The sequence below is a fragment of the Aeribacillus sp. FSL K6-1305 genome, assembly GCF_038050115.1.
Taxonomy (GTDB): domain Bacteria; phylum Bacillota; class Bacilli; order Bacillales; family Aeribacillaceae; genus Aeribacillus; species Aeribacillus composti.
Genome location: NZ_JBBOQV010000001.1, coordinates 671615 through 697247, shown reverse-complemented (window position 1 = coordinate 697247; position 25633 = coordinate 671615). Strand labels below are relative to the sequence as shown.

18 protein-coding genes and 1 pseudogene are annotated in these 25633 nt (G+C 38.5%); 6 read left to right on the top strand and 13 right to left on the bottom strand.

The features are described from left to right. Positions 1 to 433: 433 nt before the first annotated feature. Positions 434 to 832, bottom strand: coding sequence for a YhcU family protein (locus tag NST97_RS03220; protein WP_081189044.1), 399 nt, complete (start codon positions 830 to 832; stop codon positions 434 to 436). Between the two features lie 125 nt (positions 833 to 957). Between NST97_RS03220 and NST97_RS03215 the strand changes: the two genes are divergently transcribed. Continuing rightward, on the top strand, positions 958 to 1872 hold the full coding sequence (locus NST97_RS03215) for an RluA family pseudouridine synthase (RefSeq protein WP_339195742.1): 915 nt from the start codon (positions 958 to 960) through the stop codon (positions 1870 to 1872). A gap of 27 nt (positions 1873 to 1899) precedes the next feature. Here NST97_RS03215 and NST97_RS03210 read toward each other — a convergent pair. Continuing rightward, positions 1900 to 2523 (bottom strand): annotated as a pseudogene (locus NST97_RS03210) (hemolysin family protein); the annotation flags it as partial. Then, positions 2486 to 2746 carry a rhodanese-like domain-containing protein gene (locus tag NST97_RS03205; protein ID WP_341342922.1) on the bottom strand — a complete coding sequence of 87 codons (261 nt, stop codon included), beginning with the start codon at positions 2744 to 2746 and terminating at the stop codon, positions 2486 to 2488. The gene NST97_RS03205 and the pseudogene NST97_RS03210, both read right to left, overlap by 38 nt. A gap of 338 nt (positions 2747 to 3084) precedes the next feature. On the opposite strand from NST97_RS03205, the gene NST97_RS03200 reads away from it, so the two are divergent. Further along, entirely contained in the window at positions 3085 to 3750 is a 666-nt protein-coding gene (locus NST97_RS03200) for a hypothetical protein (protein WP_341342921.1), read from the top strand. Positions 3751 to 4219: 469 nt separating this feature from the next. Here NST97_RS03200 and NST97_RS03195 read toward each other — a convergent pair whose 3' ends face one another. The 4 genes from NST97_RS03195 to NST97_RS03180 form a co-directional block, all read right to left on the bottom strand. Next, complete coding sequence (locus NST97_RS03195) at positions 4220 to 4819, bottom strand: response regulator transcription factor (RefSeq protein WP_339211483.1); 600 nt, start codon at positions 4817 to 4819, stop codon at positions 4220 to 4222. Further along, positions 4816 to 5958 carry a sensor histidine kinase gene (locus NST97_RS03190; protein ID WP_144598002.1) on the bottom strand — a complete coding sequence of 381 codons (1143 nt, stop codon included), beginning with the start codon at positions 5956 to 5958 and terminating at the stop codon, positions 4816 to 4818. The genes NST97_RS03195 and NST97_RS03190 overlap by 4 nt, the downstream gene beginning before the upstream one ends. Positions 5959 to 6053: 95 nt before the next feature. Then, positions 6054 to 7085, bottom strand: a complete 1032-nt coding sequence (locus tag NST97_RS03185) for a fatty acid desaturase (protein ID WP_339195571.1) — start codon at positions 7083 to 7085, stop codon at positions 6054 to 6056. 975 nt (positions 7086 to 8060) lie between these two features. Next, a complete protein-coding gene (locus tag NST97_RS03180) occupies positions 8061 to 8225 on the bottom strand; it encodes an anti-repressor SinI family protein (RefSeq protein ID WP_242009324.1) in 165 nt (54 codons plus the stop codon). Between the two features lie 304 nt (positions 8226 to 8529). Between NST97_RS03180 and NST97_RS03175 the strand changes: the two genes are divergently transcribed. Beyond that, positions 8530 to 9774: an IS110 family transposase gene (locus NST97_RS03175; RefSeq protein ID WP_340733413.1), complete on the top strand. Its 1245-nt coding sequence runs from the start codon at positions 8530 to 8532 to the stop codon at positions 9772 to 9774. Between the two features lie 218 nt (positions 9775 to 9992). Here the strand turns inward: NST97_RS03175 and NST97_RS03170 are convergent, their stop codons facing one another. The 4 genes from NST97_RS03170 to NST97_RS03150 form a co-directional block, all read right to left on the bottom strand. Continuing rightward, positions 9993 to 14633 (bottom strand): helix-turn-helix transcriptional regulator, encoded by a 4641-nt coding sequence (locus NST97_RS03170; protein ID WP_144598000.1) that lies wholly within the window; start codon positions 14631 to 14633, stop codon positions 9993 to 9995. Positions 14634 to 15949: 1316 nt separating this feature from the next. Further along, positions 15950 to 17116 carry a KamA family radical SAM protein gene (locus NST97_RS03160; RefSeq protein ID WP_144597999.1) on the bottom strand — a complete coding sequence of 389 codons (1167 nt, stop codon included), beginning with the start codon at positions 17114 to 17116 and terminating at the stop codon, positions 15950 to 15952. A gap of 367 nt (positions 17117 to 17483) precedes the next feature. After that, entirely contained in the window at positions 17484 to 18845 is a 1362-nt protein-coding gene (locus NST97_RS03155; RefSeq protein ID WP_341342920.1) for an IS4 family transposase, read from the bottom strand. A gap of 233 nt (positions 18846 to 19078) precedes the next feature. After that, on the bottom strand, positions 19079 to 19885 hold the full coding sequence (locus NST97_RS03150; RefSeq protein WP_066246706.1) for a Cof-type HAD-IIB family hydrolase: 807 nt from the start codon (positions 19883 to 19885) through the stop codon (positions 19079 to 19081). Between the two features lie 436 nt (positions 19886 to 20321). On the opposite strand from NST97_RS03150, the gene NST97_RS03145 reads away from it, so the two are divergent. Both NST97_RS03145 and NST97_RS03140 read left to right on the top strand, forming a co-directional pair. After that, positions 20322 to 20615 (top strand): hypothetical protein, encoded by a 294-nt coding sequence (locus NST97_RS03145; RefSeq protein WP_066246704.1) that lies wholly within the window; start codon positions 20322 to 20324, stop codon positions 20613 to 20615. A 103-nt stretch (positions 20616 to 20718) separates the two neighbouring features. Further along, positions 20719 to 21285 carry a spore coat protein gene (locus tag NST97_RS03140; protein WP_063389527.1) on the top strand — a complete coding sequence of 189 codons (567 nt, stop codon included), beginning with the start codon at positions 20719 to 20721 and terminating at the stop codon, positions 21283 to 21285. A 65-nt stretch (positions 21286 to 21350) separates the two neighbouring features. On the opposite strand, the gene NST97_RS03135 is transcribed toward NST97_RS03140, so the two are convergent. Both NST97_RS03135 and NST97_RS03130 read right to left on the bottom strand, forming a co-directional pair. Next, positions 21351 to 22796 carry a DHA2 family efflux MFS transporter permease subunit gene (locus NST97_RS03135; protein ID WP_339199873.1) on the bottom strand — a complete coding sequence of 482 codons (1446 nt, stop codon included), beginning with the start codon at positions 22794 to 22796 and terminating at the stop codon, positions 21351 to 21353. Positions 22797 to 23869: 1073 nt separating this feature from the next. Continuing rightward, on the bottom strand, positions 23870 to 24469 hold the full coding sequence (locus NST97_RS03130) for a nitroreductase family protein (RefSeq protein ID WP_094245736.1): 600 nt from the start codon (positions 24467 to 24469) through the stop codon (positions 23870 to 23872). Positions 24470 to 24637: 168 nt separating this feature from the next. Here NST97_RS03130 and NST97_RS03125 point away from each other — a divergent pair, with 168 nt between their 5' ends. After that, positions 24638 to 25525, top strand: a complete 888-nt coding sequence (locus NST97_RS03125) for a hypothetical protein (protein ID WP_341342919.1) — start codon at positions 24638 to 24640, stop codon at positions 25523 to 25525. Positions 25526 to 25633 lie beyond the last annotated feature (108 nt).

Sequence of the window (25633 nt, the reverse complement as noted above, 5' to 3'; positions counted from 1 at the left end):
CTCTCTTAATTGTTCGGTCCTTCTTAGTTGTTCTAGACCAACTAATACTATGACCTCTGCTGACTTCTGACTGTTCAGCTATCTATCACTAGATAGGTTACCAAGGTTACTTGGCGTGCCAGCCAGACCTCCCCGGGTAAGAGTGTAATCTTTCCTTCCATCCATCTGCTTCATTTACTCTGTATCACCTTCGGCAGAAAGGGCTTTGTTTTGTCTTGCAAACTCACCCAGTGATACCTAGCCTCATATGAAGTTCGTGTTCCTCAGACCGGAAGTTTGCCGCTCGCTTCCTTCAGATTCCGCGTCACCACGGACACCCTTGCGTTAAGCTAACTGCTACTTCTGCCTTCGCAGCTCGGGACTTTCACCCTATAGATTACACCCATGCCGGGCGCACAATAAGGAGCTCGCCCTGTGATGGACGAGCTCCATCTTACATTAACCAATCGCTTTGTGAAGGCAAATACATACTGCATGGGTAATGACGCTTGCTCATAAACTGCTCGATCATAAACGGAAACGTAATACCGTACCGCCTAAGTAATTTGACGTTCCGCTCAAATAGATCACGATACCGTTCGCAATCTCCGCTTTCTCCTACATATTCGATCACAGTAATTAACGATTGAAGTGATGAAATAATTTGAAACGCTTCTTTCATCGTTCCATTGTATGTAACGTATTCCCTTGGTAATGAAAGGATTTTCGAATTTTCAAACTTATTAATTTGTTCATCATCAAAATAATACGGAAAAATGTTTGTGTAAAAATAATTGACTAAATAATTCATATATTCCTCTTGTTCTTTCGTGGCTGCATAAACCATTTTCATGTTCTTACCACCTTTTCGCACTTGCATAACATACTATAAAACGCTACTATGAGTGTATCATATCTGATACATATATTGAGGTAGAAAGTGTTTCCACTGTTTTGAAATTTTGGAGTGAAATAATGATGTGGTCCAAAAAAGGAGACTGGCTTGAATGTGTCATTCCTTCTTTTTGGGAAGGACGTACGATTGAATCGTTGCTAAAAGAAGTATGGTGCGCCTCTAAAAAGTTAGCTCATCAACTGCGAATGGAAAAAGGAATCAAGCTCAACGGAAAAGAAGTATCATGGCAAACGCCATTAAAAGAAAAAGACCGCCTGCAGTTGTATCTTTATAAACCTGAACCTTCCATCATTATTCCTGAATATCGAGAGCTTTCCGTTTTATGGGAGGACGAGCATCTCCTTATTATTAATAAAGGCGCTGGAATCGATATCCATCCTTCTGAACCTTCTCAAATAGGGACTTTAGCGAACGCGGTCGCTTTTTATTTACAATCACAAGGGATTTTGACGAAAGTACGGCATATTCACCGGCTTGATCGTGACACATCGGGAACGATTTTGTTTGCCAAACATACGCTTGCAGGAGCCACGCTTGATCGGATGTTGGAAAGACGGCTCATCAAACGGACGTATGTAGCGCTCGTCCATGGCATCCTAAAAAATAAATCAGGAACGATTTCTGCACCGATTGGACGCGATCGCCATCATCCGACGAGACGCAGAGTTTCGAAAACGGGTGCAAAAGCGGTAACACACTACCGCGTCTTACATACGTTTCCCGATGAACAAACATCGCTCGTAGAGCTTTCCCTCGATACCGGGCGCACTCATCAAATCCGCGTCCATATGAGTTACATCGGTCATCCGTTAGTCGGAGATGTTCTTTATGGCGGAAAAGACACATTTCATCGACAAGCACTTCACGCCGTTAAACTATCATTTTTGCATCCTTTTACGAACGAAATGATTTCATGCATCGCTCACGTTGATGATTTTCCTGTTGATATCGCTCGGTTTTACATGGATCCACCATAAAAGGCAGACGTCCTATAAACGTCTGCCTCATAAATGCAATTCCTCTTTTTCACCGAGTTCATTATCTGCTTCTCTCTCTTCTTTTTCCTGCTTCACGACTTCTAGCGTCTTCACGTGGTGACCATCCATCTCCTTCACCGTAAACAAGTAATTGTCGATTTCGACGCTATCGCCTACTTTAATATCATAATGCTTCGTTAAAATCCATCCTCCAATCGTATCGACATCCTCATCATCAATGGAAAGGCCAAACAAATCGTTCACTTCGCTAATCAGCACTTTCCCGTCGATAATCGTACGTGTTTCATCAATTTTTTGGATCAACGGAATTTCATCTACATCAAATTCATCTTGAATTTCTCCAACAATTTCTTCTAAAATATCCTCGACAGTAACAAGTCCCGACGTACCGCCATATTCATCGACTAAAATGGCCATGTGGATGCGTTCTTTCTGCATTTTCACAAGCAAATCATGGATCGCGATTGATTCAATCACTTGAATGATTGGGCGGATATAATCTTTCATTTGTTTTTCTTCGGATGGATTTGTCACAAGATCGGTAAACACTTCTTTCACATTAATAAGTCCAAGAACGTGATCTTTATCGCCATCAATAACTGGATAACGAGTATATTTTTCCTTTGGCACAGACCACATAAATTTCGTTTTCTTTCTCTTTAGGCAATTGCTCAAGAAATGGATCCACACCGTCAAGAACTTCAAAATAAGGAATATTTACAACTTGTACGTTCTTTCCTTCAATTCTCCAATCAGCATACTCCTCTTGATTGCGTACATCGACTATAAACAAGTCTTCCCCGCGAATGATTTTGTTTGCAATTTCTTTTACCGTGATAGTTTTTACCGTCATATTCCCTTCTTCCTCCTATCGAATGTTGTAAATTTGGTTTAAACTAATCATTTTACATATACATGTATGGGTATTTATGGTCTCAATATTACAAAACATTGCTCTAAAAGTCAACGCTTTTTATTTTTAGATGCAATTACTTCCTTCAGTTCGCCGTATTGTTCTATAAACGATAATGGAGGGATTGAAGATGTTTGCTTAAAATAAACGTATGATTCGAACGAGATTGGGAAGGTCGGAAAATTGAAACGATCAATGAAGAAGACACCGATTTTACATATTCGTAATAGAATTCAAGCTTATCCCTTTTTTAAATAGGAGAATTAGGTTTTGTCGCTATGATAGGGATTATCTCGTTTCCACCGCCATCGATGCAGCAACGTTTTGCCATGATGGCAAAAGAACGAGTTGCCGCAATCATCAGCGTAACTTTTATAACAAGCATTGCCAGCTTGGGACTCTATACGTATATTTCAACCATTTTGGATAACTTAAAAGACACCCCCAGCCTTGCACCTTATTTGTGGGCATGGGGCATTGGGGGCGTCATCGGGAGCTTTTCCGTTGGGTATTTCATTGACCGGACAGCAAGACCGAAAATGCTTATGGCCGGCATTTTAACCATCATGGCTTTCGCTATGTTCTGCATACCATTTGCACTCCCTTTTCCGATGCGATCCTTTTTACCTTTTGTTCTATGGGGGGCGATGGGCTGGGCTTCGCAAGCCCCGCAACAACATGAACGGCTTCGTTACCAGCCTGAGCATGACGCTGCTGTTGTAGCTTTAAACAGTTCCGCTAATTATTTAGGAAGTGCAGTAGGTTCTTCTCTTGGAGGGATTGTATTGCGTGCAGGATTGGCGCCTTCCTCCCTTCCGTTTGCTGCCAGTTGTCTAGTTTTGGCGGCTTTACTAGTACAATGTTTGATTATGTTCAGTAAAAAAGTAAGCGCATATCAGAACTTAAGAAATAAACTTATCTATGAAAAACAATTCTTTCTATAATTCGTATACCGAGAAGCATGACGCACACAGGCTCTCACAAAGCGATTGTTTGGCCCGCGATGCTTGAAAACTCATAAATGGTATAACGAGAATCATATAATAATCATTTTTTCTAGAAAAATATAAATTCAAACAAACAGGGTGCCGTTATCGGCTTAACCAGAATGAATATGATACGTGAATTTATTGGCAGGCGGAACCTGAATCTCATCGTTCCACGAAATATATTGAGGAACTTATCGTGTTTTTGGGAAAGGTATTAATAACTGTTCATTTTGTTCGCTTGCAAGATTTCGGTTCCGTCTCTTATCATGTTTTGATTTAGTTGCGAAAAAACAATTTTTCTTATGTCTATAGTTGACGCTTAAAGTCTTCCTCGTACCGCCTTTGTTTTTTTGTCATGTAGACACTTCATTTTTCAGTCTATTATTACTATAATAATCTGTGTCTACTTTTTAGTCTAACATCACTATTTAAACCATCCCCTTTCTTTAGATTGTTTAATCGCTTCGATCCGGTTCGTTACCTCAAGCTTATCCAAAATCGTTGAAATATAGTTTCGGACCGTTCCGGTTTTTAGTTTCAGTTCGTCCGCGATTTTTTTTGTGTTTTTCCCATCGGCTACAAGTTCTAATATTTCTTTTTCCCGTTCCGTGAGAGGATTTTCTTCACTGTATACATCATCCATTAGTTCTGGTGCATAGATTCGCCTGCCTGCCATGATGCTTCGAATCGAGCTTGCCAGCTCCTCGCTGGGGCTGTCTTTCAATAAATAGCCGCTGACACGAGCTTTTAAAGCCCGTTGGAAATAACCAGTACGGGCAAACGTTGTTAAAATGATCACTTTACATTCCAGGTCTTTCAGCTCTTCAGCTGCCTCGAGGCCACTTTTTTTGGGCATTTCGATATCCATGATGCAAACATCAGGCTGATATTGCTTCACAAGTGAAACAGCTTCTTCTCCGTTAGTCGCCTGCCCCACCACTTCCATATCCTCTTCCAAATTAAGCAAAGTCCCTAAAGCGCCCAGCATCATACGCTGGTCTTCAGCTATGACAATTCGAATCATGATTTCAGTCCCTCCTTAACGGTCTGCTTTACTACATTCGGTATTTTCATGATTAATGTAGTCCCTTTTTCCGAATAAATATCCAGACTGCCGTTTACAAACTCCAAACGTTCTTTTATTCCGATCAGTCCATTTCCTTTTGCAAGATCCCGTTCCTCCTTAATGCCAATTCCGTCGTCTTGCACCGTCATACATATTTCGTTCCAAGATTGCTGAATGGCAATCCGGCAAGTGAAAGCTTTGCTATGCTTGACGACATTTGTTACTGCTTCTTTCAAACACATACTTAAAATGTTCTCAATAAACGGGGATACGTTTGATAGTGTGAATTCTTCTTCATTACTGACTAACATGATTTCAGCTGCTTGGAGTAGTTGTTTTATATGTATGATTTCCTCTTTCAATCGAACCCCGCGCATTTGCGAAACTATTTTCCTTACTTCATTCAATGCAGTTCTGGCAGTTTGCTGAACGTCTTTCAATTCGCTCCGGGCTTGTTCAGGGTCTTTGTAAATTAATTTCCTTGCCAAATCACTTTTTAGACCGATGAGGGACAGCTTTTGGCCTAACGCATCATGAAGATCTCGGGCAATTCGTTGACGCTCCTCCTGTTTAACGAGCTCGGAAATTCTTTTGTTGGCGTCTTCGAGCTGTTCTTCAAGCTGCCCTTGCTTTTTTCGATTGTAAATATTGAATGGGAGAAGGATGACGCTAATCCAAATAATGATGACGAATGGCAATTGCTTTAAAAATAACTTTTCCTGCAGAACCACGTTATAGTTGATTGAGATGGTCGTTGCCGCTAAGTGAATGATGTACAATGTTAAAAAAGCAATTCGGTTTTTGATATGGCCGTTATAATAAGCGATATAAAAGGCAAAATAGATAAATTGAAAAAGAATCGTCATCGCGATGGAAATCCCAATCAAGATAGACGTCCACAAGTAGACGGGCCACTTTTTGGAAATAAAAGCTAAACGATATACAAAGAAAAAGATAATTGTCAGCACGATCCCTGCAATGATTTCCTTAGTGGAGGAAGATTGAAAAATAAAATAAAACGGCAAAATGCTAAAAACGCTCCATATATAAGGAGAAATTCCCGAGAATTTCTCTAAGATCATATACTTTTTTGTCATGGTCAAATCCTCTTAAATAAATTTGTTTTACATGTTATCTTATCATAAAAAGGTACACTGCGTCTTCAAAACTTTGCCGCTATTCTCTAAAGATTTTACAATTCAGGTTCAATATGGACTTTCGGCTTTTTTTCCTTCTTTTTCGATAAGTCTTTAAACCCGACAAACTTTTTCGCTTGCTCATCCCATAAGCGGAATCGGAGTGATTTTAAGCTTGTCGCTAGAGTGATGGTTGGTACATTCTGTAAAAGATACGTTTGATTGTGTGCCTCTTCCAGCTTATAATTGGGTATCCTTGGGCTCAAATGATGCACATGGTGAAATCCGATGTTTCCGGTAAACCATTGCAGCGGTTTCGGAAGCTTATAGAATGAACTCCCTTCAACAGCTGCCTTCACATACTCCCAGTTTTCATCTTCTTCAAAATAAGAATCTTCAAATGTGTGCTGTACGTAAAAAAGCCAAATGCCTAAAGTGCCTGAAATGAAAAAGATTGTGCCTTGAACGATAAGAAACGGCCCCCATCCGATCGTCCAACCAAGCAGCCCAACTAAGGCAACGATTGATATGTTTGTTATATATGTGTTGATGCGTTCCTTTAACCTCGCATTTTTTCTGTTAAACCGATTTTTAATAAGGAAAACGTAAATCGGTCCTAGCCCAAACATCACGAACGGATTTCGATACATCCTGTAGGCGAATTTAGTTAAAGGCGGTGCTGACAAATATTCATCAACTGTCAAAACCCATATATCCCCTGTTCCGCGCTTATCTAAATTTGAGCTGGTTGCGTGGTGGACTGAATGGTTGTGCTGCCATTTGCTGTACGGAAACAACGTTAAAATACCAGCTATTGTTCCAAAAATTTTATTGGCAAGGCGGTTTTTAAAAAAGGAATAGTGACAGCAATCATGGAAAATGATGAAAAGTCGAACTAAAAATCCAGCTGCGATCATGCAAATAGCGAAAGTAAGAACATAAGAAATGGATAAGCTTTGATAAGCTAAAAACCATAACAGAAAAAACGGCACAGTTGTATTGACTAACTGCCAAACACTATTCATAGTGTGAGGTTTTTCATAAGGAGCCATTTGCTTTCTCAAATTTTTTTGCATTTGTTTCGTCATTTTTTGATTCCCTTCTTTATTTGATATTTCTAATCATATAAGAGGGAAATCGATCTGTGAAGTCATATATGTCATATTCAGAATATGATAAATGTCATATATCGTTTTCTATCATATTCGTAATTGCTGACGGACATTCAAATTTTGGGAAAATGTTTTTTAACAAAACACATCTTGTAACAAGGTATTTTGCAAAGGATGGGCCAACAAGCAAGAGACGAAAAGCAAATTGTGATGATAACGGCATTTGCGGAACTTTGTGGATATTTTCTGAAGAGACTTTTGCAACGAGGAAAAGGCCGGACATTGAGTTTGAATGAAAACTTGAAGTATTCTCCATTTCATGTCTACTCGACATAATGCCGTTAGTTAACGGGTTCTTTTTAAAAGCTCCTTAAAAAATATGAAACCACAGAACTCTTCAATGAATTTCTGTGGTTTTTTACAGTAATAGGAGCATTTCCCTTCCATCTTTAGGAAGTTGTGAGCCTTGCCGTTTTAGATAAAACACAATATCGCTTTTTCCAGAATCTTAGCGAAAAACGGCTGAAGCACCGATGCCTTTAATATAACTGAACACTCCTTCTGCCTAGACTTTGAGTTTGTTCCCTTTGTCTCACATAAGGCCCTTTTTATTTCTTTATAAAAGGGATTATAGCGTAAATGGGGTTGTCCATTGCATTTGTAATAGCCAGCCCAAACAATTGAACAATTTTCAAATTCATGAAGTCACTCGTATTTACGTGTGAATAAGTGCATATTAGGCATTTTTCACGATCCATCTCCTGTCATTCGATCAAAACGTACATAACTATTTACTAAATGAACAGTACCACCATTTCTTGGCTTTTAGTCATATGCTTTATGTAATTTCATTTATTAGAATAATACGTTCTGTATTATCATCTTGTTGAAAGTAGTGATTTAAATTGACAGTTAAAAATATTCATGGATGCATACTCTAGTTTATTTTAATTATTTTGTAGATATATCTTTTTTCATCCAATATTTATAAAATTCACTGTTATGTAAAAAATGAAGAATTTCATCAGCTGTTAATCCGAGTTTTTTAGCTTCTAATATAAGCTCAACCCATTCTATATCCAATATTTGTTGTTCTTCCAATTCTTTATTGTTCATGTTTATATCCATTCCTTTCGCTTCGCTCAAGGCACAAAACGTAATGAAACAATTGTGCCGCCGGCGTTATTTTTATTATTCTAAAGTCATAGGGATAACAATCAACTACAAATCACGCGGAGGTGAGTGGGCCACTCTGGTTGCAGGGTGACCGCATGTTTATATGTGTAGATTGCCTTTCCAAGCACAAATAAGTGTGACTTCGAGCACGCAGACTTATCTTTGTATAAACAACTACTCGTTTATTGCTGGGCAATCAGTCAATGCTGTCTATCCCTATAATTCTCTGAAAGGATCATTCCCTATGGCCTTAAAAATTGTATACCCTATCTGTTGTGGAATCGATGTCCACAAAACCTTTGTTGTTGCCTGTATTGCCTCAACAATCAAAGGAGTTACAACTTACAAACGCCATCGCTTTTCTACCTATACAAAAGGATTGAATGAGCTGTCACAATGGCTTTGTGAAAATAACTGTAAGGATGTCTGTATGGAATCTACCGGGAAATACTGGATTCCTGTGTTTAATGTACTTGAAGCTTCCTGCAACATCACTCTTGCACACCCTAAGTACGTCAAGGCGATCCGTGGCAAGAAAACAGATAAAAAAGACGCCAAATGGATTGCTGATTTATTTAAGCATGACCTTGTGGCTGGAAGCTTTATGCCACCACTTGAGATTAGACAGCTGCGTGACCTTATGCGCTATCGTTTTAAACTGACTAATTTTATGTCAAGTGAGAAGAACCGTCTTCAAAACAGTTTAACCGTGTCTAACATCCAGCTTGGAAATGTTGTTTCAGATACCTTCGGCAAAAGCTCTATGAACATCATTGAAAAGCTCCTTAAGAACCCTTTAGACACTTCTTTTGATATTGAACCTTTAATCCACGGCTCCATGAAGAGTAAACTGCCTGAATTGGAGTTAGCCATTGACGGATTTATTACACCGGAGCAGGCTGAAAAATTAAAGGTGATGAAACAGCACTATGAAGACCTTCAATCTCGTAAAGCTGACCTTGAAAAAATCATTCTTTCCCTTGCCGCGTCCTACACAGAGGAAATGAACTTGATCTTAACTGTTCCGTCCTTTAAGAACATCTTTTCCGCCATTGCCGTGGTTTCAGAAATAGGTGTCAATATGAACGTGTTTCCGACAGCTAAGCATTTATGTTCCTGGGCAGGACTTACACCCACAAATAACGAGAGTGCCGGCAAGAAAAAGTCAGTAAGAATTTCGAGAGCAGGCTGCTACATCAAGCCTCTTTTGGTACAGTGTGCCACCGCTGTAGTCAAAAGTGAAAAACATCCCGAAATTCGAAACCGCTATTTGAAACTCAAAAAGCGCAGGGGTCACAAACGAGCAATTATTGCCATTGCACGTATGCTTTTAACAGCTATCTACAACATTCTCAAAAAGAAAGAACCATATAATCCGAATTTATATAAAAAAGCTGATGTTCTTCCAGTAAACCGTGAAATCACGGTAGAACAAGCTCTTTTATTAGCTAAATCCCAAGGGTTTCGTATAATTACTGTTGCAACCTAACCTTTATATCCAAATATTTCCATCAAGGTCATCGATCGATGGCTTATTTTACTATGCCCTCTATTTCAGTGGTCGCCCGTAAGAGATATTTCAGACTTCCATCCTCCTTTCCATCTGTCACTGAAAACACAATACATTGATTTCTTGAAATTGTCATATATCAAAAGTTATAGATGGGCAAATTTCGCAAAAAAAAATGAGCCACTTTTGCTCATTTCTTACAACAAGTTTAACTCCTTTGCTTGGACCACTGCTTTTGTTCTGCGATTTACTTGCAATTTGCTGAAAATATTGTTTAAGTGGACTTTTACCGTTCCGACAGCCAAACCAAGTCTTTCTGCAATTTCTTTATTCGTTAAGCCGATTGAAACAAGGTTTAACACTTCCAATTCGCGTTCTGTCAACGGATCAACCAACTCATTCTTGATCGTCTCTGCTTTTTTCTCGACTGCGATTTTTGTTTCTTTTCCAAATGAATACAGCAGTTCAAGTACATAGACAGCCTGTGATGCGATGGTTGTCAACACTTCCATATTCTCGGATTCAAAGGCGTTTTTTAACTGATTATTTTCTAAATAAAAGATCCCCTTGACCGTTTTTTGTTGGACGACAGGAAAACATAACACTGACCTGACTTTGTTTTTTTGAATATAGTGATCTTTTGAAAAAGTAAAATCATTTACTGCATCCTGGAGCTTTATCGTTTCTTTTATACGGTGCACATACTGGATAACAGAAATCGGAATGTTTTCGCCAACGTTTTGATCCATTTCGTTTGTTTCGCCATGTGTGGAAATGACTTTTTCAATCGAAAAAACGGTTTCTTTTCCATTTGGCCTGATGAAGCATACCTTTTCAGCCCCTTTAAATCTGGCAATGAGCATTAATAATTTCCCGAGCAATTGCTCTAAGTTCATGTCCTCAGACAAAGAGGCTGCTGCTTGAATGATGGCGGACAAGCCCCGTTCCTCACCTTTTGTTCGTTTGGTCCCTTCCCACGTTATCATGCTTTTATGATCGTTTTTTGTTTGATTTGTTTCCTCAATCAAAGTAAATTCAGGATAATCGTGCTGCAGCTGTTCCGCTTTGTTGTGCGCCCCCCACAGCCGATAACATCGATGCGCTTCACGTAAGTATGTTTGCGCAATGCGATGCATGCCTTTTTTGGCATAGAAGTCCCCTGCCAATTCATTAGCGAGTGCTTCAATCTGAATGTCAGAAGAAGTTTTTGCGGAATGAATTGCCTCATCATACCATTTCATGGCTTCTGTCTCTTTTTTTTGCAATCTGTCCCATTCCGCCAAAAGTAATTGCTGTTTATGTCGAAAATTGTCAGGGCAATGCTCAGACCATTTTTTAAATTGATTCAAAGCCCGTTTCAGCTGTTTTTTAACTATTTTCATGTTTTTCCTGTCTTTCTGTTCGCAACGCCTGATTAACAATAAACTATGATAAAAGTAAAATTCAGGCGAAATGATGAGCAACAGTGATTTTTTGACAAGTTTTTCAAGACGGACCGCCAGTTGATATGCCAGCTCATCTTCTTTTAACAAAAATGCGATTTTCAATTGAATGGTATCATAAACGATAACCGATGATTCATCTAGATTTTCTCTTTCTTCATACATAGTAAATTTCGCATTAAGATGAACGAGACATTGCAGCCAAGATTTCACCGCTTTTAAAAACTTAATGGAATGTTCCAATTTAATTTGCAAGACAAACTCTAGCTGCTTCTCAATTTCTACTAACAACTGATTGAGCGGTTCCCCCTTAATCAACATTGTAATGATCAGAAATGAGCTCGATTCCCCGGCCAGATGAAGGTTGCCGGATTCAACGCAATGTTTTTGTGAACGTTTAATATAAAAAAGATTGTCCTCCATCGTTTTTTTCCAGTGGTTCACAAATGTGCCAAAAACGAAATCGACCCGCCCCATTAGGTGTTTTGATTGAAATCGGGTAGCTGTGTGTAAAGCAAGCTGTCCAAATTGAAAGCTTCCCTCATAATCTTGAAACCCGGCGCTTAAAAATAATGCATAATTGTTGTAAGCAAGAGCGGACACATCAGTCATTCCATGTCGTAATGTAAGCCGGAGCGCCCGAAGCATGAGAATGCTGACTAGATATTGATCATACTGGTAGCTGGCTCTGTTCAAATTAATTAAAATCTCCATTAGTAAACGTTTGTTCCTATCTGTCATCGTCGGCAAAGCGGTGAGATCAGCAGCCGAACGTCCTCTAAGCGCTGTTTTTGTTAAAATCATCTCGAGCAGCACTTTAAACTTGCCCGGATGCTGCGGGAGCTTCCATCCGAACAATCGAAGGCCTTTTAACCCTGCCTCAACCGCTTTTTCAAACTGCTGTTGATGAGAAAACAGCAAAGATTTCATATTGTAGACTTTTAATTGATCTTCCTTTGTTTTGGCATATGTTAACATTTCGTTAAATGTCCTTTCCGAATCCCGAAAAAGTCCATTTAAATATTCGCTTTCCCCTTTGCCTAAAAAAAGCTTGTAACTTAATTCATAACAGGATTCCCAATAATTTTCGGGTAGCAATTCAATCCCTGTTTGAAAATAATTCAATGCTTGATCAAATAACGCTGCGTTTTTCGCTTTTTCACCCGCCGACCAATTGAGCTCAGCCAAATCTGCTTTTCTTTCGGGATGTTGAATGAACCTCCGGCCCAAGTTAAGATGGTTGATCATTTCAAAAAACTTTTCATGTTCTTCTTTACTTGTTCTTTTGAAGAGGAATTGACCTGCTTTATAATGAATTTCTTGTTTTTTCCTTTGATCAAGCAATGAATAGGCAGCTTGCTGGACACGGTCATGAATGAACTGATACCTTCCTTGATCTGAAACCTGGATTATCATCCCTTCCTGGACTGCTTCGGACAATGCGTCGGTCATTTTCTCCGTATTGATTCCATCATGAAGAAAAGACAAAAACTGAAAATCGAAGCGATGTCCAAGACAGGAAGCTGTCAAGATAAGTTTTCGGGTTAACGGCGACAGTTTTTCAATTTTGCTGACAATGAATCCGATCATTTCATCGTATTCGGGCTGCTCCTTCACTTTGTTGAGATTCCATTCCCATTTTCCTCTTTTTAAGTTGCACCATAGAAACTTTTCATCGTATATTGTTTGGAAAAGCTGTTTAAAAAATAATGGGTTTCCCGCTGTTTTCTCATATAGTACAATGGCAAGCTCGCGAACATCGTCCGGGCTGCATCCCAACGTTTCCGCAATGATTTGGTTAATATGATCAACATTCAGCATGCCGAGTGGAAATTCCCTAATATTTTCTTTGCTTCTTTTCATTTCTTTTAATTTCGTTAAGAAAGGATGTCCTTCTTTCATTTCATCATCGCGATAAGCCCCAATGATGAGCAAACTTTCAAACTCTGGATCGTTCAGTATGGATTGCAGCAATTCTAGCGATGCTGTATCACACCATTGAAGATCATCTAAAAAGAATAACAATGGATGGCTTTTTTTCGCAAATGTTTGCATAAAACGCCTGAATGCCCAATGAAAACGAAGCTTCGATTGGGAAGAAGGCAATAAAGGTACAGCGTCTTGTTTGCCGATCAACAGTTCCAGTTCAGGAATGACCTCCGTGATAACCGCCGCTCCTGAACCTAAATGTTCAAGAAGCTCTCTTTTCCAACGTTGAAGTTCTTCTCTGCTTTCCGCCAATAATTGATTAATCAGCTGACGAAATCCGCGAATAAACGGTTCATATGGAATATCCCGCTGAAATTGATCAAATTTTGCGGAAACAAAATAACCATTTTCTTTTGCGCATAACTTTTCAATTTCATTCACAAGCGCTGTTTTTCCTGTTCCGGCGCTTCCTGAAATAAGCACCATTTTCGTCAAACCAAATCGAACCATTTTCAGTTCTTCCATTAAGCTTTGTATTTCTTTCTCCCTTCCGTATAACTTGCTTGTAATTTGAAATTGTGAAGAAAAGTCGTATCGGGCAATCTGAAATGATTGGACTGTTCCGTTTTGTTCCAGCATCTTTAAGCAATGGAAAATATCTTCTTTCAGTCCGAAAACCGACTGATAACGATCTTCAGGTGCTTTTGCAAGCATTTTCAAAACGATGTCGGAAACCACATTCGGCACATCTTGACGTCTTTCAGACGGATGAATGACCTTTTTTGTCATATGAGCATGCATCCATTCAAAATCAGAGTCAACGTCAAAAGGCAGACGGCCAGTTAATAGTTCATAGAAAATGACACCAAGCGAATAAATATCGCTGAGATGGCTGGAGGATGGATTGATTTGTGCGCTCTGTTCCGGCGAATGATAAATATCGTAAATTTCATCATCCTCTTCGGCTCCTCCAATATCAAAAAATTGCACATCTAGTTTTTCAGGATGAATGAAAATGTGAGCTGGACTTAGTATAGTGATGGAAATGTTTTGTTCGTGAAGGACGATTAATTTTTCTGCAAGTTGTAAAGAAATTTGAAGAAATTCGCTAATTCGTGGACGATGAATTTTGATATATTCTTTTAATAACATTCCCCCAGGATCTCGGTAAACAAGTGCATACGTGTTCCCCAATTGCTCAACTTCTATAGGCGTCACAATTTCCTTCATCTTCAGCTGCGAGTAGAAGTCATATTGGTGCAAAAAAGATGCATGATCAATTATCGATGGGGATTGTGATGTTAAAACTTTCAGCAAAACGCATTGATGATCACGATCGCGTATCCCCCGATAAACAGAAGCTTTTTTTCCTTTTCTCAGCAATGATATATAACTGTAGCCTGAAATATCTGACATTGACTTTTTCCCTCTTGGCAAATGCCGTAATATTTCGTTTTCCTTCTCCATACAGACAGGCACATCCTTTCATAAAAAAATTTCTCTTCCAGTATTCGCAAAATTTTCCGAAAACCCTTCTTTTTTCATTGAAAGAAGCGGTATTTCGTCTATAACTGCAACTTTTCCCTTCAATATTCTCGTATATAAGATGACATATGAAAAGAGGAATGATTCTGCTTGAATACAAATGGAGTTCGGTGTTTTTCAGGAAAACTGAAGAAAAATTATGAGGAAATAATCAGGATTTACTAAATAATGGGTGGCGGTTACAGACATTTGCACCGTTCTCTTCCGGCGCCTTTGTGCAGCCGCAATCCATTCAGATTATTTTTAAAAAAGTTCTGAAGAAATCATACACGTATGACAAAGAAGCAAAGCTTTTATCTTTTGGAATTTTCTTTGTAACGATGATGGGAGAAGCTGTTTCTTTTCCAAATACAACTCATCCCCCGCTTATTTGTGGAGCTGCTAAAAAAAGGGTCTTATTGTCTTTACAATATCGCTTCCGTTTAGTTTTACAAATGTTCGTTAATTCATATAAAACGCTTGGCGCCGTTTCGAAATCTCCATTACTTCTGAGATGACGGTGTTTAAAATGATGTAAAAAGTCTTGTAGAAAAAAATTACAGGACACTTACTCGGTCTAAAAGTACATTCGAGCCATTTTTCCGATTTTCAAATTCATTTCCTCAACTTTCTAATTCATTCCAAATGATAAATAATTTAATAGACTAAAACCATTTCTTACACATGCGGTTCAAAAACTTTTTGTGATAGGATAACCGGAACTTGCTCGATCATTGAATCGGTGCCGTAAAAAGGGCAAATGGCAGTCTTTTCATCATCGCACCATTTTAGAAGGATGAAATATTTTTAAACAATAAAAACAACCGCAAATTTCATCGTTTTTCAATTCTTTTCGATTAAAACTGATGAATCGGTGTGCTGTTCTGCACAGACTTCCCTTCAATTTATCGCCTTCCTAATTTTTGCAAAAAAATTCTCTTGCTATAATATCTGAACGGCCATACCAAGGGGTAAAATCTTCTATTGTATACAAATGCATCATACATGCTATTATTGAACAAAATTCTCATCAGCTCCACTTCATTCACAAGAACAACCTGTACCTTCTTTTCGTTATTTTTTTCACGTCATAAATTGCCTTTCTTATAATGTATTTTTTTAAAAGTGGTTATCCAGAAAGTCAAATCCCTATCGAAAACAAAAAATCATAAACGTCGATATATCAACGTCTCTAAAACATTAAGGGGCGTCTATAAGCCGGAAAATCGACTTATTAGACAGCCCCTGTCCATCACTTTTTATTGTGCTATTTTTTTAGGATGATCTGGCAATTCATTGACTGAAACAACTTGGTCTGTTTTCTTTTTTGGTTTTTTCCAATACTTTTCGTTGCCAGGCAGATCATCAAACCATGTTGCATCATCAGGGCAATCAAGCACCATAAATTGTCCATAATTGCCATCTCTAGATTGGTGATATTTCAAATACGCTTTTCCGTTTTCGATAGCTAAAATCTCGATTTTCCCAGAGGTATGGCTCATTGACAGGCGGACGCGCTTGCCTAGACCTGACGTTCTTGCTTTTGCTTGTTCAACGATATCGTAAACTTCTTTCAATGTTAATACAAAGTCACTGTTGCCAGCAACAGGTCGATTCACAAAGAAATAATAAGGTGTTACTCCCGCCCATGATAACTTATCTAATAATTCGCCTAAAACAACAGGATCGTCATTAATTCCTTTTAATACTGGAGTTTGGTTGACCACTATTGCTCCGGCATCATGGAGCGCTTCAAAAGCTTTTTTTGCTTCTTTCGTAATTTCTCTCGGATGGTTGACGTGAGCCATAATGTAGATTCGTTTTTCAGGAGATGAAAACTCTCTAATGAGTTGGAGTAAAGATTCATCTTCATAAATTCTCATAGGGTTAAAGACAGGCATTTTGGAGCCGATGCGGATAATTTTTACATGCTCGATTTCTCGTAAGCTTTCAATGATCATGCGCAATTTTTTCGTAGCAAGGATTAAAGGATCCCCTCCAGTTAGAAGAACATTGTTGATTTCAGGAGTTTTGCGAATATAGTCAATACCAGGCTGTACGTCTGCCATCGCTTCTTTTACATCACTTCTAAATAATCTTTTTCGAAAGCAATAGCGGCAATATGCTCCGCAAACCTCAGAAACTAGCAGCAATGCTGTTGTTTTGTACTTATGCTGGCAGCCAGGAACGACATAGTTTGTATCTTCATCTGATGCGTCCCACCTCCCATACTCTCGCATTTCTCCTTCATTTGGAATAACTAATTTTCTGATAGGGTCGTTTGGATCATTCCAGTCGATCAGGCTTAAATAATAATCATTGACCCGAAACACATATTTTTCTGTGATCGGCTTCAGCTTTTCCCGTTCCTCTTTTGGGATTTGTTCAATTTTGTCGATGTTTGTTATATATTTTGGCATCGCCACATGTATCACTCCCCCATCATTTGTTAACAGTTCTATGATAACATATAGTAACAAATTATTTAGCAATATGTCCAAAACGTTCATTATTTTTTTGCAAATTTCGATAATATTTTTCAAAAAAATTTGCCTTCCAGCAAGGAAAACTATTAAGCTAGTTTTCCAATGCGGACTTTTCTCTAATACAAGTCAAAATAGAAGGCAGATTCCACTACATTTGCTAAAACAAGGAATAAACATCTGACATATCTTGATAAGCTTTCACTAAATTTAGAATCCTTTTTTGCGAGTCTTTATCCCCGCTCAAACAATATATTGACTTAAGCCAAAAATGGAAAAAAAATCGTTTTCTATATTTTATATAAATAACTCAACTTTCGCAGCTCAATTTTGGTAAATAAGCCTTGATATAATTAGGCAAAACTACAATCCATTTACGTAATTGACTTTCGATGAATTTTTTAATCTTTTGATTTACATTTTGAAGTGCATCTTCAAGAATTTCAATGAGTAGTTGAAGTGCAAAGGCCCAATCTAGTTCATCGATTTCATCACAAAGTTCATAAAAAATGCCGCCTAATGTTCGATAATCTGTACTTACTCGGTTTTGCCAAGACAAAACAATGTACCTTGTAAACACAATAGTGGTATGGCTGATCATGGAATCATAAGATCTTCCTTGGAACTCTTTTTGGAGTTTCAATAAGGATTTGACTGTTTTGAAGAATACTTCAATATCCCAACGTATCCCATAAATACGAATGATTTCTTGATCCGATAAAGTACAGTCTGTACTCAAAATAGCTAGCCACTGTCTCTTTTTATGACGATTACGGACAAATACCACTTTAACAGGTACGCCATTTGCCATCGTTGTGTGAATAGAGCGCAAAATACCCTTTTGATGTTGTGATGGTTTAGCTGTTTGGTATAGTTTTTTTAGGCTCACCCATTCACCGTTCACTTGATATCTTTGTTTTGTATCCTTCACCATTCCAATAACATCCAACCCTTGATCCACAATGGACTTGATCAAAGGCTGTTGGGTAAACCATGTATCCATTAAAACGTATGAGGCATCGATTCCTTGAGAAAGTGCCCGTTTAATCATATTGGGAATAACTTCCGGCGCTTTTTGTAAAGCTTCGACACGCCGCTTATAACCGGATGTACGCTTATCGATTCGGTTATCAATCCCATTGATTTGGGAATTCGTAGAGCTTAATAAAGCAAAATCAATAGGCAAAAATGTAGCACCATCTGACCAGCCGAGTGTAAGCATACGAAATCCTTTGTAATAACGCATTTTTTGAGAAGAATGATCGAAACAGCGAGCAAGCAGTTCAACCTTTTTACTGCGATTTCGTTCATAAGATGAGTCGTCCACGATCAGCACTTTCGGACGGTCGTGTCTCGTTAAACTACTTACCTTCATAATGGTGAAAGTACTCAAAACAAGTAAAAACCTGCGCCAATTGTATTGAGGGTTATTTAAGAAGCGATAAATAGCGTTTTTTTCCGGCAAATCTTTAGCTTTTTTACTTTGAAGAAGTCGAAACAAATTTTTGCCTTCAAAAACTAAACTAAAAACTAGCTGGAATAAATAGGCGCAGGAATAACCGAAACCCTTGTTAATTCCCACTTTCCTTAAATATTTTAAGATTTCAAGTTCATCAAATATAGCTTTTACTTCTTTTGGTAGTTGATTGTTCAGTCTGTTATTCGTTATCATAATAAGAGACACCTCACCTGCTTTTGGTAATGTTTTTTCTGGACAATTAAACTATACCAAAAGTTGAGGTGTTTTTTTTGCAAATTTTTATGTCAAGAAGTATTCGAAACAACCAACAAACCCATTAACCGTAAGGCTTAGAAATCCAATTTACTGTGAGAAAGTTGAGTAAATAAGTAAAATAAGCGGCTTCCTGCTTTACATGAATTCTTTCGGGCAGCATGAAGCATTGCTTAAACTGATACAGCCTTCAACAGTTCTTTTACCGCATAGGCAAAGCCGTTCTCATCGTTCGTTTTCGTGACAAAATCGGCTTTTTCTTTCACTTCCTTTGGAGCATTTCCCATTGCAACCGATGTGGTCGCGATCTCGAATTGGGAAATGTCGTTGCCTCCGTCGCCAAACGCATAAATTTCTTCAAATGTCAGCTGCTTCATTTTTTGATAGCGTAAAATCGCTTTTCCTTTATGTGCTTCGCTGGAGGTAATTTCAATATTATTCGGAAATGATGAGGCAATGGAGAGGTCGCTTCTTTCGCTTAAAGCTTCCTTCACTCGATCGATTTTTTCCGTTTCATCATGATTCACTAATCCAATCAGCTTATAGATTTTTACATTTTCCAGCTTGAAAATAGAGTCATAATCAAATTGGCGAAACATCTCTTCGATCTCTTTCCAGCTCAGCTTATGCAAAGGCGGTAAAGTGGATGGAAAGCCACCCTGATTGGTGTAAACGAGAATTCCGACATCCAGAGCATTTACTGCTGCAAAAATTTCTTTAAACGTTTTTTCATCTATTGTTGCTTCATACATCAGCTCTCTTTTATCGGAATATAATACAGCCCCATTAACACAAAAAATCGGCACTTGGAGCTCTTCAACCGCTTTAATCTTGATGACGTCCGGAAATGCACGTCCCGTATTTAAAATGACTTCATGTCCTTGCTTTTTCAATTCATGTAAAACTGATAAATTTTCATGTGAAATTTCATGCTGCGAATTTAATAGTGTGCCATCTAAATCAATTGAAAAACATTTCATATCCTCATCCCAATTCCTTTCTTTTTTTAAAATAATAAAGAAACTTCTTATTTTTCTCTTACCTATTTTATCAAAATCGTCCTGATCGCTGTAAAGATTTCCTGTTTACAAGAAAATCACTGCATTATCGGTCAAAGAGCTTGATTTGCCAGAAAGTCACTTTCCGCTCGGTTGATGGCTGCCCAAAAGATTGAAGAGGTTTAGAAAATTAAAAAGAAAGCTTCAGTACAAAATGGACAGTGACATCTATGCAAAAATAGCTGGATTCGAAGCATCGGCTGGGTATACAACAAATGACAAGAAGATGGCAAATAGATACACGCACAACTAGGCTATAGATGCAAATTGTCTGGCTTTTTTACCTTCAACTGGAAAAATTTTTTCATAGTGATTCACTCTTCAATGTTATAAGTTTTTATTAGGGAGTGAATATCAAATGATCTATCGAAGTGTCAAACAACTGGAAAAAGAATATAAACTAAAAGAAGCCCTTCGTTCTGTCAGAGATTTATGGTATCAACTAACGGAAGGGTATGTAACGATCCCTGAATCGACTGAAAAGCTTCAATCTTTCATTGAATATTTTGAAGGAGAATTGCCTGCAGGATGGATCCTCACAATGGATGAACAAGGAACGATACAAGCACGTACAAATTATTCTAATAGATTTAGTCAGATGTTAGTATGTAAAAGCTTTTCTGGAAAAGAGCGTGTAAAAATAATTTCTTAAATGTTTTCCCTCAGTATCGCAGACTGAGGGGTTTTTTGTATAAAATTAAAAATTTCAAACATAATACTAACTGTTAAAAAATTACTTAGGAGGGATTGAAGGTATGAATCAATTAGGTGCTCATGAATTAATGGAAGTACATGAAGTTTTAACAAACACAATTGATGGAATTAACCAATTTCAACTTTATCAGCCCCATTGCAAAGATCCAGAGCTGCAAAACATTTTGCAAAATCAAATCATTTTTATGACAAATGAATACAATTCAATCGTTCAAATAGTAAGAAACAAGAGCAGTCAGCAAAATTTCAGCACTTACCGCCCATTGAAAAATGCAAGCCCTTCCTTTGGCACCTCAGGCGGAACACCGGAAGCTCCCAACAGCTCAATAAACGAGATGAACGACCATGATGTTGCGTCAGGAATGTTAGGATGTTTAAAAGCGTCAGCAGCATTAAGGATGCATGCTGCATTGGAATGCTCAGATCCGGAATTAAGAAATGTCGTGCTCCAAGGGGCGAAAAATTGCGCAGAGCAAGCTTATGAAGTTTGGCAATATATGAACCAAAAAGGTTATTATCAAGTGCCGGTCTTTCAGCAAAATACTGCTCAAGCGATCATCAATCATTATCAACCGGCTGGCAATCAAATGAACAATCAGCAGACATAAAACGATAAAGCAGCAGGGCTTACCCTGCTTCTGCTTTATTTTTTAGCTATTGCGAAGAAAAAAATTTAGCTTTCGCTCATAATTTGCTTGTTTTCTTTTTCCTCTAGACTTCCGTCTTTTACTTCTTGCGAATTTTTCATAAAAAACGATAAGACGAGAGCGATCGCAGAGAATATCCCTGCCACTACAAAAGATATATTTACTCCATGTATCATTCCTTCCATACCTTTTTCAGGCAAGGCTGTATTTGTCATGACTGTCACAAGCAAGGCTGTTCCAACTGCACCAGCTACTTGCCGCATTGTGTTGTTCATCGCAGTTCCGTGTGAAATTAAATATGTAGGCAGTTGATTTAAACCGGCGGTTGTCACCGGCATCATGACCATCGCAACACCGACCATCCTGAAAGCATTTACTGCCGCTAAATAGGTAAACGTTGTATGTAAGGTGAGGTGCGACAGCATAAACGTCGTGATCGTTAAGGTAAAAAATCCAATAATCGCCAGCCATTTGGCACCGAATTTATCAAATAATCTGCCTGTTATCGGGTTGGCCACCCCTTGGACAAGTGCGCCTGGCAAGAGCACCAGTCCGGACTCAAATGCTGAAAATCCCAGCATATTTTGCATAAACATCGGCAAAATAACTGCTCCGCCAATCATAGACATAAACACAATCATGCCTAAAACAGTTGTGATCGAAAATGTCTTGCTTTTAAATACTTTGAATTCCAGGATCGGCTCATCCAATTGCAGCTGTCTAATTATAAACCAAGTAAGAGTGGTCAAACCGATGAAGAGCGATAAAATAACTTGACCGCTCCCCCAGCCGCTGCTTCCAGCTGCGCTGAATCCATACAATAAACCGCCGAAGCCTAACGTTGAAAGGATGATGGATAAAATATCGATTTTTGGGTAAGTTTGCCGCGTAACGTTTTTTAGGATGAAAAAAGCTAAGATAAGATCAATGACTACAATAGGTAAGAGCACATAAAACAAGCTTCTCCATGCAAAATGCTCTACAAGGTAACCGGATAAAGTCGGACCAATTGCCGGCGCAAATGCAATAACGAGTCCAAACATCCCCATTGCCGTTCCTCTTTTTTCAACGGGAAAAATTAAAAACAAGATTGTCTGCATCAGCGGCATGATAATTCCGGCACCAGCAGCCTGCGCCACTCTCCCTGCCATTAAAACAGAAAAATTGGGAGCAATTGCACAAATTGCAGTTCCAACAGCAAAAATTCCGATGGCTGTAAGAAACAGTCCTCTTGTCGTAAAACGACCAATCAAAAACGCGGTGATCGGTATCATAATCCCATTAACAAGCATAAAAATCGATTGCAGCCATTGAACTGTATTGGCATCAACTTTGAAATCCATCATTAAATGCGGCAAAGCAGTTCCAAGCAACGTTTGGTTTAAAATGGCAACAAAAGCACCGGACATTAACACAATCATGAGCGGCACTTTATTAAAGGTTTCCTGTGCCAGGTCTCGTTCTTCTCCCATATAAATCCTTCTTTCTAACAATTTTTCTATATTATTTAGCGATACAAATAGACTGCTTAATACATGTTATTGTAATATTTTTTCTTTGTAAAATCGAGTAGGAGGGAGCGATTAACTCCCGTCCTCTCACACCACCGTACGTACGGTTCCGTATACGGCGGTTCAATTAAGATAATTGACGCAAGTCTTTATAACTTCCGTGAATAGCTGTTCTCTTTATGCCAGTGGTCACTCCACCCTCCAAGAGATCTCCCACGGGATTCACCGCTTCCTCCCTCAAGTGAGGTACTACGTTTTCTGTGTTCATCATGACTCACTGAATGCCAAGGGCTATTCTCTCTTAATTGTTCGGTCCTTCTTAGTTGTTCTAGACCAACTAATACTATGACCTCTGCTGACTTCTGACGGTTCAGCTATCTATCACTAGATAGGTTACCAAGGTTACTTGGCGTGCCAGCCAGACCTCCCCGGGTAAGAGTGTAATCTTTCCTTCCATCCATCTGCTTCATTTACTCTGTATCACCTTCGGCAGAAAGGGCTTTGTTTTGTCTTGCAAACTCACCCAGTGATACCTAGCCTCATATGAAGTTCGTGTTCCTCAGACCGGAAGTTTGCCGCTCGCTTCCTTCAGATTCCGCGTCACCACGGACACCCTTGCGTTAAGCTAACTGCTACTTCTGCCTTCGCAGCTCGGGACTTTCACCCTATAGATTACACCCATGCCGGGCGCACTAGGAAGAATATACACTTGATGGGGATGAAACTTGAAGAGCGTTTTCCATAAATGAAGCAATTGTTGTCTTTATATTTATATTAGCGTACATTACCATAGTGAAGGAAGATGAAGAAAAAAGCAATTGTTTCGCTCACCTTTATTTTCTTTTTTGATAATAAGTAGGAAACGTTTGAAAAAATTTTTACATCATAAGTGTTAAAGAAAAAATATCACTCCTTCCAATATAAAAAAAGAACAGCCGTTTTTTCTCTTTCGGTTTGAATTGCTTCAAATGCAAAACCCCTTTTCAGCTTTACTTTTTGAAAAGGGGTGACAACAATTTGAAAACAAAAGCATCTTATTTAAATATTTTCAATCGCTCTTCTATTGGTTTTATTTCTTTATCACCGGGCTCAGCTGTCGGTTTTCCGAACGGCATTTGAGCAATTAGTTTCCATTCATTTGGTATATTCCATTCTTTCTTCACTTCATCATCGATGAGCGGATTATAGTGCTGCAGCGAGGCGCCCAATCCTTCAATTTCCAACGAAGTCCAAATCACAAATTGCAGCATTCCAGAAGACTGTTGTGACCAAATCGGGAAATTGTCCGCATATAATGGGAATTGTTCCTGCAACCCTTGAACAACGCGGTCATCTTCAAAGAACAATACAGTACCGTATCCATTTCGGAATGAATTTATTTTTTCATCTGTTGAAGCAAATTGATCCGCTGGAACAATTTTTCGCAACGTTTCTTTCGTTATATCCCACAATTTGTTATGATGCTCGCCAAGCAAAAGAACGACTCGGGCGCTTTGGGAATTAAAAGCGGATGGTGTATATAGAACTGCGTGGCTGATCACTTCTTGAATACGCTCATCAGAAACAGTTGATTCTTTACTGATTCCGTAATAAGTGCGTCGATGTTTGACTGCTGAATAAAAGTCATTTGACACGTTCATCTCTCCTTTTCTGAATTTCAATATTTTTATATCATTCCTTTTAAACGCTTTGCCTATTACACTTCTTAGTAACGTTTTGAATAAAATTTTTTCTTGTAAGAGCCGTATTTTGAGGGATATAATTTACATGAAATCAATAATATTAGAAAAGGCGGTAAAAACTTGAAACAGCGGAACTTATTTTTCTACATTTTGATTTTTGCCATGATGTTTCTGTTCGGATGTACATCAAAAGAATATAAATCCAACATGGAATCTGGTATTGAAGCGCTAAAAAAAGAACAATACAGCGACGCCATCTCGTTTTTTAACAAAGCTCTTCATGAAAAAAACACTGAAGAAGTTCAATTGGCGCTGGATTTGTCAAAACAAATTAAAGACAGCGTTGCTGCCCTTGAAAAAGGAGAATTTGAAACCGCCATATCATTGGCAGAAAAAATCAAAAATTCAAATGAAACCTCCAAGGTTCTTGATATTCTCAAACCGAAAGCTGAAAAAATAATCGAAGAGGCGGAAAAAACGAGCGCCGCTTTAAAAGAAATGGAATCTGAACTTGTGTCAGGGAAAGCATTGTTGGAAGAAAACAAGTTTGACGAAGCATTCGCCATATTTAAGAAAATTGCGGAAACAACATCAAATAACGAGAAGATCGTCAGCGTTACCAAAAATGCAGAACAATTCATGAATCAAGCGGCTGCGGCGAAAAATCAATACTTGCAGGAGCAGGAGAAAAAACTTCAAGAAGAGCGGCAAAAAGCTGAAGAAGAAGCAAAAAAGAGAAAGGAAGAGCAAAAAAAGGCTGAGGAATCAAAGAAAAGCCGTCCTATAAGCCATACAGAAGCTGAACAGCTAGTTCGGGAGTATTTAAAAATTGAAAATACTTCTAACGTTTACGTTGAATATGATCATGATAATGAAAAAGGCGAATATATTATTCACGTTTATGAAATCGTGATCAGTGATCCGGAGACAAAAGAGGGACATACTTCTACATGGGGCTGGTATGCAGTCGACCCGGTCAAAAAAGTTGTGCGTGATGCGTTTGAATAACAAATTTTAAGGATTTTCCGGTGGATACATTCGGAAAATCCTTTTTCTTTAGTTATTTCATCAGAATGATATTAATTCAACTGATAAGGCTTACAAAATTGCCTTGCT